The sequence below is a fragment of the Anaerostipes butyraticus genome, from assembly GCF_016586355.1.
Lineage (GTDB): Bacteria > Bacillota > Clostridia > Lachnospirales > Lachnospiraceae > Anaerostipes > Anaerostipes butyraticus.
In genome coordinates, this window is the sequence record NZ_BLYI01000031.1 from 39,413 (window position 1) to 54,014 (window position 14,602).

The window sequence follows — 14,602 nt, forward strand, 5'->3', positions numbered from 1 at the left end:
GAATTTTTATATGGAGAATATTATAATGCAGTTACAGTTAAGAAACAAGGGAGGAACGGAAATGGAAGAAAAATGGTGGCAGTCCAGCGTCGTATATCAGATTTATCCTAGAAGTTTTTACGACAGCAATCAGGATGGGATCGGTGATATTCCAGGCATTATAGAGAAACTGGATTATCTGGCGGAACTGGGAATTGATGTAATCTGGCTGAATCCGGTCTTTCAGTCGCCAAACGTTGATAACGGATATGATATCAGTGATTATGAAGCAGTTAATCCGGAATATGGGACAATGGAAGATTTACGTCTGCTGATAAAGAAATGCAGGGCAAGGGGAATCAAAGTTATTCTTGATCTGGTGGTCAATCATACCAGCGATCAGCATGTCTGGTTTCAGGAGGCAAAAAAGTCCGCAGACAATCCATATCATGATTATTACATCTGGCGCAAAGAGCCTAATGATCTTATGTCAAATTTTGGCGGATCTGCATGGGAGTATGTGCCGGAAGTGGATCAATATTATCTGCATTTCTATTCCAGACAGCAGCCGGATCTGAATTGGGAAAATCCCAGGATGCGTCAGGATATTTACAAAATGATGAATTTCTGGATCCATGAAGGAATCGGAGGATTTCGAATGGATGTCATTGATTTGATCGGAAAGGTTCCGGATCAGAACATTAAGGAAAATGGTCCTCATCTGCATGAATATCTGCAGGAAATGGCCAGGGAGACATACGGGGAGAAAGATCTTTTAACGGTTGGTGAAACATGGGGAGCTGCAGCGGAAAATGCAAAATTATTTTGTGATCCGCGAAGAAAAGAATTGAGCATGATCTTCCAGTTTGAACAGATCAATCTGGATAAAGTCAAAGGAAAACACCGCTGGGATTTAAAAGAGCTGGATATGATCGAACTGAAAGATGTGCTGTCCAAATGGCAGTCTGTCATGGAAAATAACGGCTGGAACAGTTTATTCTGGAATAATCATGATCTGCCGAGAATCGTTTCAAGATGGGGAAATGATCATGGAAAATATCGTGTACTGAGCGCAAAAATGCTGGCAATTCTTCTGCATGGAATGAAAGGAACCCCTTATATTTATCAGGGAGAAGAAATCGGTATGACAAATTTTTATTCCGATGACATATCAGATTATCCGGATATTGAGACACAGCAGGTTTATAAAGAACGACTGGATCAGGGATTTTCAAAAGAGGATATTTTAAGGTCTATCCATAAAAAAGCACGGGACAATGGACGGACGCCAATGCAGTGGTCACAGGCAGAAAATGCAGGTTTTACAAAAGGAGTTCCGTGGATGAAGGTGAATCCAAATTATCAGCAGGTGAATGCTGCAGATTGCCTGGAGCATAAAGATTCCATCTTTTACACATATCAGACGCTGATTCGTCTGAGAAAAGAGTCCAGAGTACTGCGGCAGGGAACCTACCGGCTCATAGACCGGGAAAATCCAAATATATTTTCCTATGAAAGAATTCTTGAAAATCAAAAGATCATGGTCATCTGTAATTTTTATCAGGAAGAAACCAAGTATGAAGTTTCACTGGAAGGAGCCAGGGTTCTGACCGCCAATTATCCTGATATGGAATACCGTTCCGGAATTCTTTGTCTAAGGGCATATGAAGCAGTCATGCTGATATGGGAAAAATAAATGAGAAAGAGACTGCAGAAGCAGCATATTTTCTGTCAAAACACATGAAAAGCAAACGGTAAAAAAAGCGGAGGCCGGCAGGTTTTAACTGCCAAAGCCGCCGCTTTTTTGTATGCCGGATAAAATATCCATCGTAAGGTTTCTGGCATCCTGACCGGAAGCGGTGTCCGTTCCTTTTACGTTTGCAGCAAAGTAATAGGTATTTCCGGCATATTTCATATACCCGATAAACCAGCCGCTGGCACTGCCCTGATCTGTCCGGACGGTTCCGGTTTTACCATAAAGAGAGCCGCTGGAATCTGACGATAAAAGAAGACTCTTTTTAACAGCACGGACATTGTCTTCATCGAATCCAAACTGATTTTGCTCCAGGCGAATTAATAACTCTACCTGTTCAACAGCGGAAATCTTTAATGACTCGTCCAGCCAGTAGGTTTCAAGATCATCTCCGATCCTCTGATTTCCATAATCGATCCTGTTTAGGAATGCCTGGATATCTGAGCGGTTTAAGGAAGCGTCCAGTTCCTGAAAATACCAGTTAACTGAATTCTGAATGGCAGAGTCCAGGGTTTGATCCTGTTCCCATTCCTGAAACGGATAAGATTTTCCGTTCCATGGCAGCTGGTTTTTCTGCGGAGTGATGGTTCCGGATTCCAGAGCCAGGAGCGCATCATATATTTTATAGGTAGAAGCAGGAGAAATCCTCTGGCGGGCTTCTTCTTCCTGATATACATTCCATTGGTCATTCTTCTGATCATACAGGACGAAACAGCCGTCCATCTCGCCAAATTCCCTGGAAAGGTCCAGAGAAGATACCTTTTTATCCGAAAAAGCGGAGGTGTCAGAATCACCATAAGCAGTTCGTGCCGGCAGAATCGAGGTAAAGACGACTGCCGCCAGCAGTACCAGAAGGCAGACCAGATATCCGGCTGTGCGCTGAAGGCGGGTAGCGGGATGGTATCCGGCGATATTGGAAATCCTGCGTTTCATTTGTCTCATGGTGCTTCCAAGTCCTGCTGCAAAAGAAAATAGAGAATTTTTTTCAGCAAAACAAATCAGGGTATTTCCGTATGCCAGACGTTCTGAATCTGAAAGGATTTCCAGAACTGCGCAGTCACAGGCAACTTCCCGGTCACAGCGGATTTCTTTCCAGATGATCCACACAAGGGGATGAAACCAGTACAGAGCGGAAATCATCTGAAGAAAGAGATTGATCAGATTGTCTTTCTGACGGTAATGGCGAAGTTCGTGCAGCAGCATAAAACGGAGGTCTCTTTCAGAAAAGTCTTCCATCAGCCGGTCCGGCAGATAGATTCCCGGAAAGACAATGCCGGCACAGACCGGAGATTTCAGGGCAGATGTACAATACAGAGGAATGGACTGCCGTATATTTAGCTCTTTCTGGCATTGAGAAAAGATCCTGAGAATATCGGAATCCCGCAGGATAAACGCAGAACGTCTCATTTTCCTAAGCGCAGCAAAAGAATGAAGGGACAGCAGAGACACGATCAGAAATCCGGTGATCCAGAGAAAGAAAAAGATCCAGATCCATCTGGTTTCCTGAAATGTCTCTGCAGTAACAAAAAAATCCCCTGTCTGTCCTTTGGAAATGGAAGCTGCTGAAGAGAGAACAGGCCGAAGCGGGCTGCTTTTGCTGATGGTTTCCAGGTGGGAAAATACGGATACGGAATGGATCAGCTGGAATGGCAGGAAAGGGGCAAGCAGAAACCCGGGAAAGATCAGCCATAACATATATTGGATTTTTGCAGTCAGGTGTTTCCGAAATACATATTTTACAAGCAGGAAAAATCCTGCAAAAGGAAACAGCAGAAGACTGCATGCAAAAAGGCGCAGTCCGACAAAAGCCAATTTATTTTCCTCCTTTAGAAAGCATGTTTCGAAGGGTTTCAATATCTGATGGACTTAGCTGGTCATTTTCAAGGTAGGAAGAAACAAGAGCCGTAAGGTCTCCGTGAAAATAACGATGAAGGAAAGAATGACTTTTTTGGTCCAGATATTCTTTTTCATCGATCAAAGGTGAGTAAATAAAAACACGGCCTTCTTTGTGATAGGTCAGCGCGCCTTTTGTCACCAGACGTTTTAACATTGTCTGAATCGTTTTGGGACTCCAGGAAGTCACACGTGTCAGCTCATCTGTGACTTCTGTAGTACTGACAGGGGCTTTCCGCCAGATCACTTTCATTACTTCAAATTCACCTTCTGAAATCTGAGGCAGTTTTTTCATAGGTTTTCCTCCAAATCTTACAAATGTAGTAAATATATTATAACAAGCATGGGCACTGGAGTCAAACAAAAGCAGTCTCATGAAAAGAGAGAGGACATTGACAGAAAACAAAGAATATGATATATTCATAACAGTGTTTCGAAACATTGTTATGAATTCAAAGAATGGGAGAAAATATGGCAAAACAAAAAGAAGGCGTTTATGAGCGTGTCCTGGAGTGTGCAAAAGAGGAATTCCTGAAGAAAGGATTTAAGGACGCTTCTCTGAGGGAAATCGCCAAGGCAGCAGGAACAAGCACTGGTTCCATTTATACCCGGTTTGGGGATAAGGAAGGGATGTTTCAGGAACTGGTAGAGCCGGCGGTCAATGAACTGAAGGAACTTTTTATGGAAATTCAGGAAACTTTTGATCAGGTGAAAGAGCAGAAGAAAGAATCTTCCATGCGATCTTATTCGGAAAATGGTATGGCGGTGGTTCTTGATTATATCTATGAGCATATGGATGCCTTCTGTCTGCTTCTGGATGCGTCTTACGGAACGCGGTTTCAGAATTTTCTGGATGAACTGATTGAAATCGAAGTGCATTATACTCTGCGCTATATGGAAGCCATTGGATGCCGGACGCTGGAAGAAGGAAAGACTTCCAGGGAATTCATCCATATTGCGGCAACCGGATACTTCAGTGCAATGTTTGAGGTGGTGCGCCATAAAATGGACCGTGGTCAGGCAGAGCATTATATTGACATGCTCCAGAGATACCATCAGGCTGGATTTGATACGATTTTCTATCCAGAAAAATATGAATAAAAAAACATAAAGCTGTCCGATCATGGGGCGGCTTTACTTTCAGACAATTAGTTAGCTGAAGCTAACCCAAAAGGAGGAATGATAATGGAAACAAAACGTTCGATGGCAAGACTGTGGGAGCTGGCCGAAAGCGAACATGGACGGCTGATTCGGTCGGTTTTATCTGCTGTTTTCGGTGTGATTTGCGGTATGCTGCCTTATTTTGCGGCGGCAAGGATGATTTCTGGCCTTTTTTCCGGAAATCGTCAAATTCAGTTTTATGCAGCATGGTGTCTTTTGGCTTTTGCAGGTTATACGGCACGGGCAGTATTTTATGCTCTGGCTTTGTCCATGTCTCATAATGGGACGTTCTCTGTTTTAAAGCATATCCGGGAACAGATTCTGAAAAAACTTCCCAATATGCCGCTGGGAACTGTCATGGATATATCCAGCGGAAAAATGAAGCAGATCATCGTTGATCAGGTAGAAAGTATGGAACGGCCGCTTGCCCATCTTCTGCCGGAAATGACCTCAAATCTTATGGGGCCGGTTTTCATTCTGATCTATCTTTTGATTCTGGACTGGAGAATGGCGCTGCTGTCTCTTGTGTCCATTCCTGCAGGAATGATTTTTATGGGAACGGTTATGAAGGATTATGGAGAAAAATATGAGGGAGCCGTGAAAACTTCCCAGAGAATGAACGCAGCCATTGTGGAATATATCGGTGGAATTGAAGTAATCAAAGCGTTTAATCAGGGCAGGAATTCTTACGGCAGATATGCTGACAGTATTCTTGCCAATGCGTCTTATTATTACAACTGGATGAAAAGCTGCCAGCTGCCGATGTCCATTGCCAAGGCGGTTCTTCCGACAACATTAATTACAATTCTTCCGGCGGGATGGGCATGGTATGTAACCGGAAGCCTGTCTGCTGAAACATTTCTTACCGTAATTATATTGTCTCTGGGTGTGGCAGGACCGCTGATTGCGGCTATGAATTTTATTGATGATCTTGCAAAGGCCGGAACGATCGTGGATTCTGTAGATTCGATCTTAAAGGGAGAAGAACAGATCCATAAGGATCAGCCGGTTCCCTGGCCGGATTCTGACATCTGTGCGGATCATGTTTCTTTTGGGTATCACGAGGGAGAAGAAGTTCTGCATGATGTAAGCCTCAGGATCGCAGCGGGACAGCTGACAGCGTTTGTTGGGCCGAGTGGAAGCGGAAAATCCACGATTGCAAAACTGATTGGTGGATTCTGGGATGTAAAAAAAGGAAAAATCTCCATCGGAGGCGTCAGTCTGCAGGACATTCCGCTGTCTGAAATTTATGATCATATAGCATTTGTATCTCAGGATAATTATCTGTTTGATGAAACAATCCGGGATAATATACGGATGGGAAAAATGTCAGCATCCGATCAGGAAGTTGAGGAGGCAGCAAAGGCTGCCGGATGTGATGAGTTTATTCGTTCTTTGGAACAAGGATATGATACAAAAGTCGGCGAGGGAGGGGCTCATCTGTCAGGAGGGGAACGACAGAGAATATCCATTGCCCGGGCCATGTTAAAAGACGCTCCTGTCGTGATTTTAGATGAGGCTACCGCGTATATCGATCCTGAGAATGAAGCTGTCATCCAAAACGCAGTGGCGCGGCTTGTGGAGGGCAAAACCGTAATTGTGATTGCCCACAGACTGTCCACGATTACAGACGCAGACAGAATCTATGTCATCCGTCATGGCAGAGTTGATGCCTGCGGAACCCACGAGCAGCTGCTAAAAGAAAGCTCTCTGTATGAATCTATGTGGAAGGCTCATATTGGAGTAAAGGAAGGAGAAAAATTATGATTGGCGCATTAAAAATAATCTGGAAATTTGCCGGACCGGAAAAGAAGAATATCAATCAGTCCATTGCCCTTGGATTCCTGTTTGCGGTTTTTCATATGTTTCAGGCAGCTGCCATTTATTATGTGATTCTGGATCTGACTGGCGGAAAACATGATATAGATACCGCCTGGAAAGTTCTGCTGATCTTGCTTGCCAGCATTGCGGGACGAGGAATCATGAATTATTTTACCCAGTTAAAACAGACACATGCGGGATATTTTATGGCGGCAAATAAGCGGATTTTTATTGGAAATAAGTTAAAAAGTGTTCCCATGGGCTATTTTAATGAGGCTAATCTGGGAGAGATTACCGGTGTGGCGACTACAGTGCTGGAGGACGTAGAAACGACAGCGCCTATGGTTTTAGTGAATATTCTCGGAGGTTTGATCAATTCTGCCGTGTTTGTTCTTATGGTTCTTGTGTTTGACTGGAGAATTGGAAGCATGGTACTGCTTGGAATTCTCCTGTATCTGATGGCAACATCCAGGATGGAAAAGAAGTCCCGAAGCATTGTACCGAAACGGCAGGAGGCCGCGGCGCGTCTGGTTGGAGCCGTGCTGGAACAGATTCAGGGGATGAGCATTATCAAAGCATTCAATTTGACTGGAAAAGGCGATCAGAAGCTGAGGGATGCTCTGGAAGACAGCCGCAGAAGCAATCTGGAAATTGAAACTTTATTTACGCCATATAATATTGTCCAGGAGATGATTCTGCATATCTTCAGCGTGATGATCATGATGTCTGCGGTTTTGTTTTATCTTCATGGGAGCATGGGGCCTGCGGACGCCCTGATGAGTATTGTTTTGTCATTTATGGTATTTGGACAGATTGAATCTGCAGGAAGCGGAATGGCAATCCTGAGAGTAGCAGGCAGTTCTATTGAACATGCAAATCAGATCGATGCGATCCCGCAAATGGATCTTGAAGGCCGGAATATAAAACCGCAGGATCATTCGATCGATTTTTCTCATGTATCGTTTTCTTATGATAAAAAAGAAATCCTGCATGACATTTCTGTGGGTATTCCAGACAGGACGACAACTGCAGTCATCGGCCCCAGCGGATCCGGAAAAACAACCATGTGCAGTCTGATCGCAAGATTCTGGGACACAGACCGCGGTGTGATCAAGATCGGAGGAATCGACATCCGGGATTATACGCTGGAATCTCTGATGGATCAGATTAGTATGGTATTTCAAAATGTGTATCTGTTTGCAGACACTATAGAAAACAATATTAAATTTGGAAAGCCTGAGGCATCACATGAGGAAGTTGTGAAAGCGGCAAAAAAAGCATGCTGTCATGATTTCATCATAAAGCTTCCGCAAGGGTATGACACAGTAATCGGAGAAGGCGGAAATTCTTTATCCGGAGGAGAAAAACAGAGGATTTCCATAGCCCGGGCCATGTTAAAAGACGCGCCGATCATTATTTTTGATGAGGCCACTGCGAATGTCGATCCTGAAAATGAAGACAGACTGCAGAAGGCGATGGAGGAACTGACCAGAAACAAGACGATCCTTATGATTGCCCATCGGCTGAAAACCGTAAGAAATGCTGATCAGATTCTGGTTCTGAACCAGGGATCCATTGTACAGAGGGGAAACCATGAAGATCTGATACAGCGGAAAGGATATTATGCTGATTTTATCCAGGGAAGACAAAAGGCTGCTGGATGGAAATTAAAGGCAGAGGATTAATTGATAAAAAATCTCCGTGCAATTCCTGTGGATCTCCTGTATAATGTGATTAGGTTAGATTTGACTAACTTTCGAAGCGGCATCAGGAATCTGAAAAAGAATCCGATAGAGTGGAAAGGAGGCGTGGAAATGAAACTGCTGGAATCAGGGGAAGATTACCTGGAAGCGATTTTGGTTCTGCAGAAACAAGAAGAAAAGGTCCGGTCGATTGATATCGCAAACGCTTTGAAAGTCAGTAAGGCAAGTGTGTGTGTTGCGATGAAGAATCTGAAAAAGGGAGGCTTTATCCATATGGGGGAAGATCATGTGATTACACTTACAGAAGAAGGGAAGCGCCTTGCGGAATCTGTCTATGAGAGACATGTTTTGTTTTCAGAAGTTTTGGCCAATCTCGGGGTGGATCAGGAGACAGCCAGAAAAGACGCATGCCGGATGGAGCATGTATTAAGTGAAGACAGCTTTCAGGTACTGAAACATTATTTTGATCAGAATGGGATTTCTTCCGAACACAGAGAATAGGGGATAAGTATGTCGTATCAGGATTTACCGGAAATTTATATAAATCATTTGCTGGAACAGGCAGAAGAACAGCCGCTTCCTTATATTCTGAAGCAGATTCCTTTGGAAGTTGGAAGTGTAAAAGCAGAAGAAAAAAAGACCCGGCAGGGAATTTGCTGGTTCGACTGGGAAATGCGGTGGGAGAGAGATATGCATGTAGAAAAGAAGGGAAATGCAGATACGGATACGATTCAGCTCATTTTCTTTCTGAATCATGGAATGAACTGGGAAATGGAACACCTGAGGCAGCCGGTTTCCATGGAGGCTGGAGAATGCTGTATTTATCGTGATGCTCAGACGTCCAGCATCGGAGATTATCCGGGAGGACATAAAATGCTCTTTAAAAGCCTCCAGATTCCTGTGAATGTTTTTGACGGCCTTGTAGGAGATATTCTGGAAAGAGACGCCGGAGACCGGATGAAGAGAATCCTTGCCGGATTTCATAAAATGACAATGACACCGGATATGTACCGGATGATTCGTGAAGTTAACAATGCGGGCAGGTATCAAAATGGGCTTGCTTCTCTTTTCCTGGAAGGCAAGATCCTGGAACTTCTGACAGTTTTTCTTGACACACTCATGCAGCCGTGTCACGGAATAAAAGCAGAGAATGGATTATCCAGAACGGATCTTTTGATGCTTCTGGAAATCAAAGACCGGATTGACAAAGACAGTGCATCTGTCCCGGGGATCAGTCAGCTGGCAAAGGAAGTTCATATCAGTCCTTCCAAACTTACAAAAGGATTCAAGAAGCTGACGGGCACTTCTCTTCATGCATATGTGATTGATCAAAGACTTCATCATGCGGCAAGTCTGCTGGAGGAAGGACAGATGAATGTCAGTGAAGCGGCAATGTGTTCCGGATATTCCAATATGAGTCATTTTTCTGCGGCATTCCGGAAAAAATACGGAGTTCTTCCCAAAAATTATCCTGTCGGAAAGTGTTAAAATTAAACCGGATTTTAGTAGAAACAAATCAGAAGAAAAGGTAAGATAAGCACATCGAGTTAGAAAGCGCTAACTTGATGTGCTTTTTCTGTCCTGTAAAAGTCCGCATCAGGAAGGAAAAGGAGTTAGAAAAAGAAAGGAGTAAAGGACAATGTTTCGTAAGGTATTTGAGTATGCAGGACCTTATAAGAAAAAGACCATAGCCTCTGGGATCGTCATTTTAACTGCAGTTATTTTCAGCATCCTGCCGTTTGTTTTTGTTTACCAGGTGATCACGCCGCTGGTTATGGGAGAGACAATCAGCAGAGAAATGATCGCAGGAAGGGTGATTGGAGTCGGAATCTGCCTGCTGTGTCATGCCTGCCTCTATATAAAAGGCTTATCCATGTCTCATGACGCGGCGTATCATATTTTGATGAGGCTGCGTATTTCTCTGCAGCAGAAAATGGAAAAACTTCCTCTTGGGGTCATTCAGGAAAAAGGAACCGGAAGCCTGAAGAGAATGTTTGTCGATGATATTGACAGCATGGAAATGCTTCTTGCACATGCGCTGCCGGAAGGGGCCGGCAATGTAGCGGCTCCGGTGATTATTTATATCAGTCTGTTTTTTATCGACTGGAAACTTGCGCTGATGACACTGGCCTCTCTTCCGGTGGGACTGACTGCCATGATGGTCATGTATGCCATTGGGATGAAAGATATGGATAGTTACTATCAGGCAGGAAAGATCATGAACAATACGATTATTGAATATATCAACGGCATGGAGGTTGTGAAAGTTTTTCATAAAGACGCGGAATCTTACCGCAGATTTGAAAAAGATATTAAAACCTATCGCGATTTCACACTGGACTGGTACAAAGCCTGCTGGCCGTGGATGGCACTCTACAACAGCATTCTGCCATGCACTCTTCTGGTAACGCTGCCCCTGGGGTCCTGGTTTGTTCTGAAGGGATACAGCACTCTTCCGGATCTGATTCTTGTGATGTGTCTGTCTCTCAGTATGGGAATTCCGCTGCTGAAAGCACTTGGTTTTCTGCCGTCCCTGCCTCAGATCAATTATAAGATTGAAACCCTGGAAAAGATGATGGATGCAGATCCTTTGTGTCAGACTCAGAATGCGTTTTGCGGAAAAGATCATACGGTTGAATTTCGGGACGTAGTGTTTGCCTATGATAAGGAAACGGCTGCGGATCATGTAAGCCTGACCATAAAAGAGGGAGAAAAGACAGCTCTGGCGGGAGAATCCGGCTCAGGAAAAAGTACCCTGGCAAAACTTCTGGTACATTATTACGATCCTCAGTCCGGCAGTATAACAGTGGGCGGACAGGATATCCGTGATATGAGCCTCGAAGCCCTGAATTCTCTGATCTCTTATGTGGCACAGGAACAATACCTGTTTCCCGGGTCTTTAAAGGATAATATCCGGCTTGGAAAGCTTTCTGCCACAGATGAAGAAATTATGGAAGCGGCAGAAAAAGCGCAGTGTATGGAATTTATTGAAAAACTGCCGGATGGAATTAACACGATGGCAGGAGACGCCGGAAAACAGCTGTCAGGCGGACAGCGGCAGAGAATCGCCCTGGCAAGAGCAATCCTGAAAGATGCTCCGATCATTGTGCTGGATGAGGCCATGGCATTTACAGATCCGGATAACGAAGAAAAAATGGAGGCGGCGATGGAAGAAGTCTCCCGAGGCAAGACTCTTCTTGTGATTGCTCATCGTCTTCCGTCAGTTCAGGACGCAGATAAGATCTGTGTTATGGAACATGGAAGGCTTACGGCTGCAGGAACTCATGAGCAGCTGCTGAAAGACTGCCTGGAATATCAGAAGCTGTGGAAGGCATCTGTTGCAAGCATGAACTGGAAAGTAGAAAGTGGAAAGGGGGAATAGTTATGATTTATTTGTTTCAAAGAATCTTGAAGCTGTCCGGATCTTATAAGAGAAGGATACAGGCGGCGTTTGTCTTTTCATTTTTAAAGGCAGTCCTTGCCAAAATGCCGATTTGTCTGGCATTTTTTATACTTTCAAAATTTTGTGATAAGACACTGACACCGGCAGACTGCGGCTGTACAGCGGCAGCCATGGCAGCAGTTGTTTTAGGAGAGACCCTGTGTCAGTTTTTCAGCGACAGGCTGCAAAGTGCTGCAGGATATATGATGTTTGCAAAAAAGCGGCTGGAACTTGGAAGACATCTGAGAAGGCTTCCAATGGGATATTTTACATCAGGCAATATTGGGAAAATAAGTTCTGTTCTGAGTACGGATATGATTTTTATTGAAGAAACAGTTATGAGCACACTGGCCAATATGATGAGTTATCTGTTTTCAGCAGTGATACTGGCAGTATTTATGCTGTTTTTCGATATCAGGCTTGGAGTGATCACGATCCTGGTAAGTCTGACAGCAGCAGCTGCGGCTTCCCGGATGAACAAGGTTTCCTTAAAAGAAGCCAGAAAAAGACAGGAACAAAGTGAAAGCCTGACAGATGCCGTGTTATCTTTTGTGGAAGGAATCGGAATCATAAAAAGCTATAATCTTCTGGGAGATAAATCCAGAGAGTTAACAGAAAATTTTAGAAAATCAAAAGATCAGAATCTGCAGTTCGAAAAAGCCATGGCGCCGTGGCAGAGAGGGCTGAATATCATTTATGCAATTGGAATGACCGGTCTTTTTGGCTGCTCAGTCATGCTGCAGCAGACGGGAGAGATTTCTCTGCCGTATCTGTGCGGACTTCTGCTGTTCCTGTTTGATTTGTTTGGCCCGCTGAAGGCATTGTATGGGGAAGGAAGCCGGCTGACGGTCATGAACAGCTGTCTGGACCGCATTGAGGCGGTTTTGGATGAAAAGGAACTTCCGGATACAGGGCATGAACCCATTCCGGCTCCGAAAGAAAATCAGCCGGAAGTAGAATTTCAGAAAGTTTCTTTTTCTTATGAGACGAAAGAAGTGCTGCGTCAGCTGGATTTTTCCATGTATCCTCACACAATGACTGCGCTTGTCGGTCCATCCGGCGGAGGAAAATCTACCATTGCCAGTTTGATTGCCCGGTTCTGGGATACGGATCAGGGAAAGATTCTGATCCGGGGAAAAAATATAAAAGACCTTTCCCTGGCTTCCCTGATGGATCAGATCAGCATGGTATTTCAAAGGGTCTATCTGTTTCAGGATACGGTCTATGAAAATATCAGCATGGGAAAACCGGACGCATCCAGGGAGGAAGTCTATGAAGCGGCAAAAAAGGCCCGGTGTTATGATTTTATCATGGATCTTCCAAATGGGTTTGACACAGTGATTGGGGAAGGCGGAGCAACTTTATCGGGAGGTGAAAAACAGAGAATTTCCATTGCCCGGTGTATCTTAAAAGATGCACCATTGATTATCCTGGATGAAGCCACAGCCAGTGTGGATGTGGATAATGAGCGGTATATTCAGGAAGCAATTTCTGAGCTGGTGAAAGGGAAAACTCTTCTGGTCATTGCCCACAGGCTCAATACCATCAGGGCGGCAGATCAGATTCTGGTTATTTCCCAGGGACAGATTGTTCAGCGGGGAACTCATGAACAGCTGATAATGGAAGACGGAATTTACCGGCAGTATGTCCGGAAAAGAAGCCGGCTGGCATAAAACAGTATGTTTTTAAGAGGGAAGATGATATAATGGGAACCATCAAAGAGAAATCCAAAAGGAGAAAGCCATGATTCGAGCAGTTTTTTTCGATATTGATGGGACCCTGCTTCCCGAAACAAAGCCTGAGGTGCCGGAAAGCACGATGAAAGCCATACGACGTCTGAAAGAGAACGGAATTTTGATTTTCGCCGCCACCGGAAGACATATGCTTGAAATAGAGGATCTGCCGCTGGAGGAGATTCCTTTCGATGGATATGTGTTGTTAAACGGACAGCTCTGCACAGATAAAGACGGCCGCATTATTTCAGATTATGAGATCAGCGGCCCGGACGCAGAGACAATGCTTCGGATCTTTCAGGAAAAAGAACTCCCGGTGATGATCATAGAAAAGGACCGGATGTATATCAATATGGTAAATGATCTTGTAGAGAAGGCACAGAAGGAGATTCATACGCCGGTGCCGGAGACAGGCAGATATGAAGGAGGGAAAATTTATCAGTTTGTCGTATATGCCAGGGAAGAGGAAGTTTCCAGATTGAGAAAAGAAGTTGATGAATGCCGGATTACTTCCTGGAATCCCAATGCTGTGGATGTCATTGCAAAAGGCGGCAGCAAGGTACGAGGCATCCGGCAGATGCTCAGTCATTATCATATTACGGAAAATGAGATTATGGCATTTGGAGACGGAGAAAATGATATGGAAATGCTTTCCTGTGCCGGAACGGGAGTCGCCATGGGAGATGCAGGAGAGGCGCTGAAGAAAAATGCGGATTATGTGACCGGTCCGGCAGATCAGGATGGCGTGTGGAATGCCTGCTGTCATTTTGGCCTCATATAAAAGCCGGAAACCTATTCCTTGGTCAATTCTTCCAGACACTGGAGCAGATCCAGGTCATTTTCGTTTAATTTCATCTTACAGATATATTCTTTGCCGTCCGGAGAAGTGACATTGATTTTTACAACACTGCCATCCTGGAGGGCTTTTTCTTTGAGAATGGTTTGCAGAAAAAGATGAAATTTTGGATGGGTGACATGAAATGTTTTCAGAGAAGATCTCAATTTCTGAAGTATTTTGATCTGGCTTAAATGCATGGGCGGCTCCTTTCTTCTTCTGGTTAGTATTTTCTAACTTATAATATCAGATTCAGCGGAATGCGTCAAACAAAAGGAAATC

General features: G+C 44.3%; 12 protein-coding genes. 9 read left to right on the forward strand and 3 right to left on the reverse strand.

The features are described 5' to 3' along the window. The first annotated feature begins 25 nt into the window (after nucleotides 1–25). The gene (locus JMF81_RS07535) at nucleotides 26–1,675 is read left to right on the forward strand and encodes a glycoside hydrolase family 13 protein (protein WP_330611490.1); all 1,650 of its coding nucleotides are present in this window, start codon (nucleotides 26–28) and stop codon (nucleotides 1,673–1,675) included. Between the two features lie 84 nt (nucleotides 1,676–1,759). Here JMF81_RS07535 and JMF81_RS07540 read toward each other — a convergent pair whose 3' ends face one another. Further along, nucleotides 1,760–3,544 (reverse strand): BlaR1 family beta-lactam sensor/signal transducer, encoded by a 1,785-nt coding sequence (locus JMF81_RS07540; RefSeq protein ID WP_201310843.1) that lies wholly within the window; start codon nucleotides 3,542–3,544, stop codon nucleotides 1,760–1,762. A gap of 1 nt (nucleotide 3,545) precedes the next feature. After that, nucleotides 3,546–3,920, reverse strand: a complete 375-nt coding sequence (locus JMF81_RS07545) for a BlaI/MecI/CopY family transcriptional regulator (RefSeq protein WP_201310844.1) — start codon at nucleotides 3,918–3,920, stop codon at nucleotides 3,546–3,548. A 176-nt stretch (nucleotides 3,921–4,096) separates the two neighbouring features. Here JMF81_RS07545 and JMF81_RS07550 point away from each other — a divergent pair, with 176 nt between their 5' ends. From JMF81_RS07550 to JMF81_RS07585, 8 genes are all read left to right on the forward strand, one after another. Beyond that, entirely contained in the window at nucleotides 4,097–4,726 is a 630-nt protein-coding gene (locus JMF81_RS07550) for a TetR/AcrR family transcriptional regulator (protein ID WP_201310845.1), read from the forward strand. A gap of 84 nt (nucleotides 4,727–4,810) precedes the next feature. After that, nucleotides 4,811–6,553: an ABC transporter ATP-binding protein gene (locus tag JMF81_RS07555; protein WP_201310846.1), complete on the forward strand. Its 1,743-nt coding sequence runs from the start codon at nucleotides 4,811–4,813 to the stop codon at nucleotides 6,551–6,553. Next, nucleotides 6,550–8,292 (forward strand): ABC transporter ATP-binding protein, encoded by a 1,743-nt coding sequence (locus JMF81_RS07560; protein ID WP_201310847.1) that lies wholly within the window; start codon nucleotides 6,550–6,552, stop codon nucleotides 8,290–8,292. Before JMF81_RS07555 ends, JMF81_RS07560 begins: the two co-directional genes overlap by 4 nt. 129 nt (nucleotides 8,293–8,421) lie before the next feature. Beyond that, entirely contained in the window at nucleotides 8,422–8,811 is a 390-nt protein-coding gene (locus JMF81_RS07565) for a metal-dependent transcriptional regulator (protein WP_201310848.1), read from the forward strand. A 9-nt stretch (nucleotides 8,812–8,820) separates the two neighbouring features. Further along, nucleotides 8,821–9,798 carry a helix-turn-helix transcriptional regulator gene (locus tag JMF81_RS07570; protein WP_201310849.1) on the forward strand — a complete coding sequence of 326 codons (978 nt, stop codon included), beginning with the start codon at nucleotides 8,821–8,823 and terminating at the stop codon, nucleotides 9,796–9,798. Nucleotides 9,799–9,949: 151 nt separating this feature from the next. Further along, nucleotides 9,950–11,692 carry an ABC transporter ATP-binding protein gene (locus tag JMF81_RS07575; RefSeq protein ID WP_201310850.1) on the forward strand — a complete coding sequence of 581 codons (1,743 nt, stop codon included), beginning with the start codon at nucleotides 9,950–9,952 and terminating at the stop codon, nucleotides 11,690–11,692. 2 nt (nucleotides 11,693–11,694) lie between these two features. Then, nucleotides 11,695–13,425 carry an ABC transporter ATP-binding protein gene (locus tag JMF81_RS07580; protein WP_201310851.1) on the forward strand — a complete coding sequence of 577 codons (1,731 nt, stop codon included), beginning with the start codon at nucleotides 11,695–11,697 and terminating at the stop codon, nucleotides 13,423–13,425. Between the two features lie 70 nt (nucleotides 13,426–13,495). Then, nucleotides 13,496–14,266: a Cof-type HAD-IIB family hydrolase gene (locus JMF81_RS07585; RefSeq protein WP_201310852.1), complete on the forward strand. Its 771-nt coding sequence runs from the start codon at nucleotides 13,496–13,498 to the stop codon at nucleotides 14,264–14,266. 11 nt (nucleotides 14,267–14,277) lie between these two features. On the opposite strand, the gene JMF81_RS07590 is transcribed toward JMF81_RS07585, so the two are convergent. Continuing rightward, entirely contained in the window at nucleotides 14,278–14,520 is a 243-nt protein-coding gene (locus JMF81_RS07590; protein WP_201310853.1) for a hypothetical protein, read from the reverse strand. Nucleotides 14,521–14,602 lie beyond the last annotated feature (82 nt).

Bases quoted from the DNA above. Each gene is read 5' to 3' on its own strand.
- JMF81_RS07535 (WP_330611490.1), top strand. From the start codon at position 26: ATGCAGTTACAGTTAAGAAACAAGGGAGGAACGGAAATGGAAGAAAAA.
- JMF81_RS07545 (WP_201310844.1), bottom strand. From the start codon at position 3,920: ATGAAAAAACTGCCTCAGATTTCAGAAGGTGAATTTGAAGTAATGAAA.
- JMF81_RS07550 (WP_201310845.1), top strand. From the start codon at position 4,097: ATGGCAAAACAAAAAGAAGGCGTTTATGAGCGTGTCCTGGAGTGTGCA.
- JMF81_RS07555 (WP_201310846.1), top strand. From the start codon at position 4,811: ATGGAAACAAAACGTTCGATGGCAAGACTGTGGGAGCTGGCCGAAAGC.
- JMF81_RS07560 (WP_201310847.1), top strand. From the start codon at position 6,550: ATGATTGGCGCATTAAAAATAATCTGGAAATTTGCCGGACCGGAAAAG.
- JMF81_RS07565 (WP_201310848.1), top strand. From the start codon at position 8,422: ATGAAACTGCTGGAATCAGGGGAAGATTACCTGGAAGCGATTTTGGTT.
- JMF81_RS07570 (WP_201310849.1), top strand. From the start codon at position 8,821: ATGTCGTATCAGGATTTACCGGAAATTTATATAAATCATTTGCTGGAA.
- JMF81_RS07575 (WP_201310850.1), top strand. From the start codon at position 9,950: ATGTTTCGTAAGGTATTTGAGTATGCAGGACCTTATAAGAAAAAGACC.
- JMF81_RS07580 (WP_201310851.1), top strand. From the start codon at position 11,695: ATGATTTATTTGTTTCAAAGAATCTTGAAGCTGTCCGGATCTTATAAG.
- JMF81_RS07585 (WP_201310852.1), top strand. From the start codon at position 13,496: ATGATTCGAGCAGTTTTTTTCGATATTGATGGGACCCTGCTTCCCGAA.
- JMF81_RS07590 (WP_201310853.1), bottom strand. From the start codon at position 14,520: ATGCATTTAAGCCAGATCAAAATACTTCAGAAATTGAGATCTTCTCTG.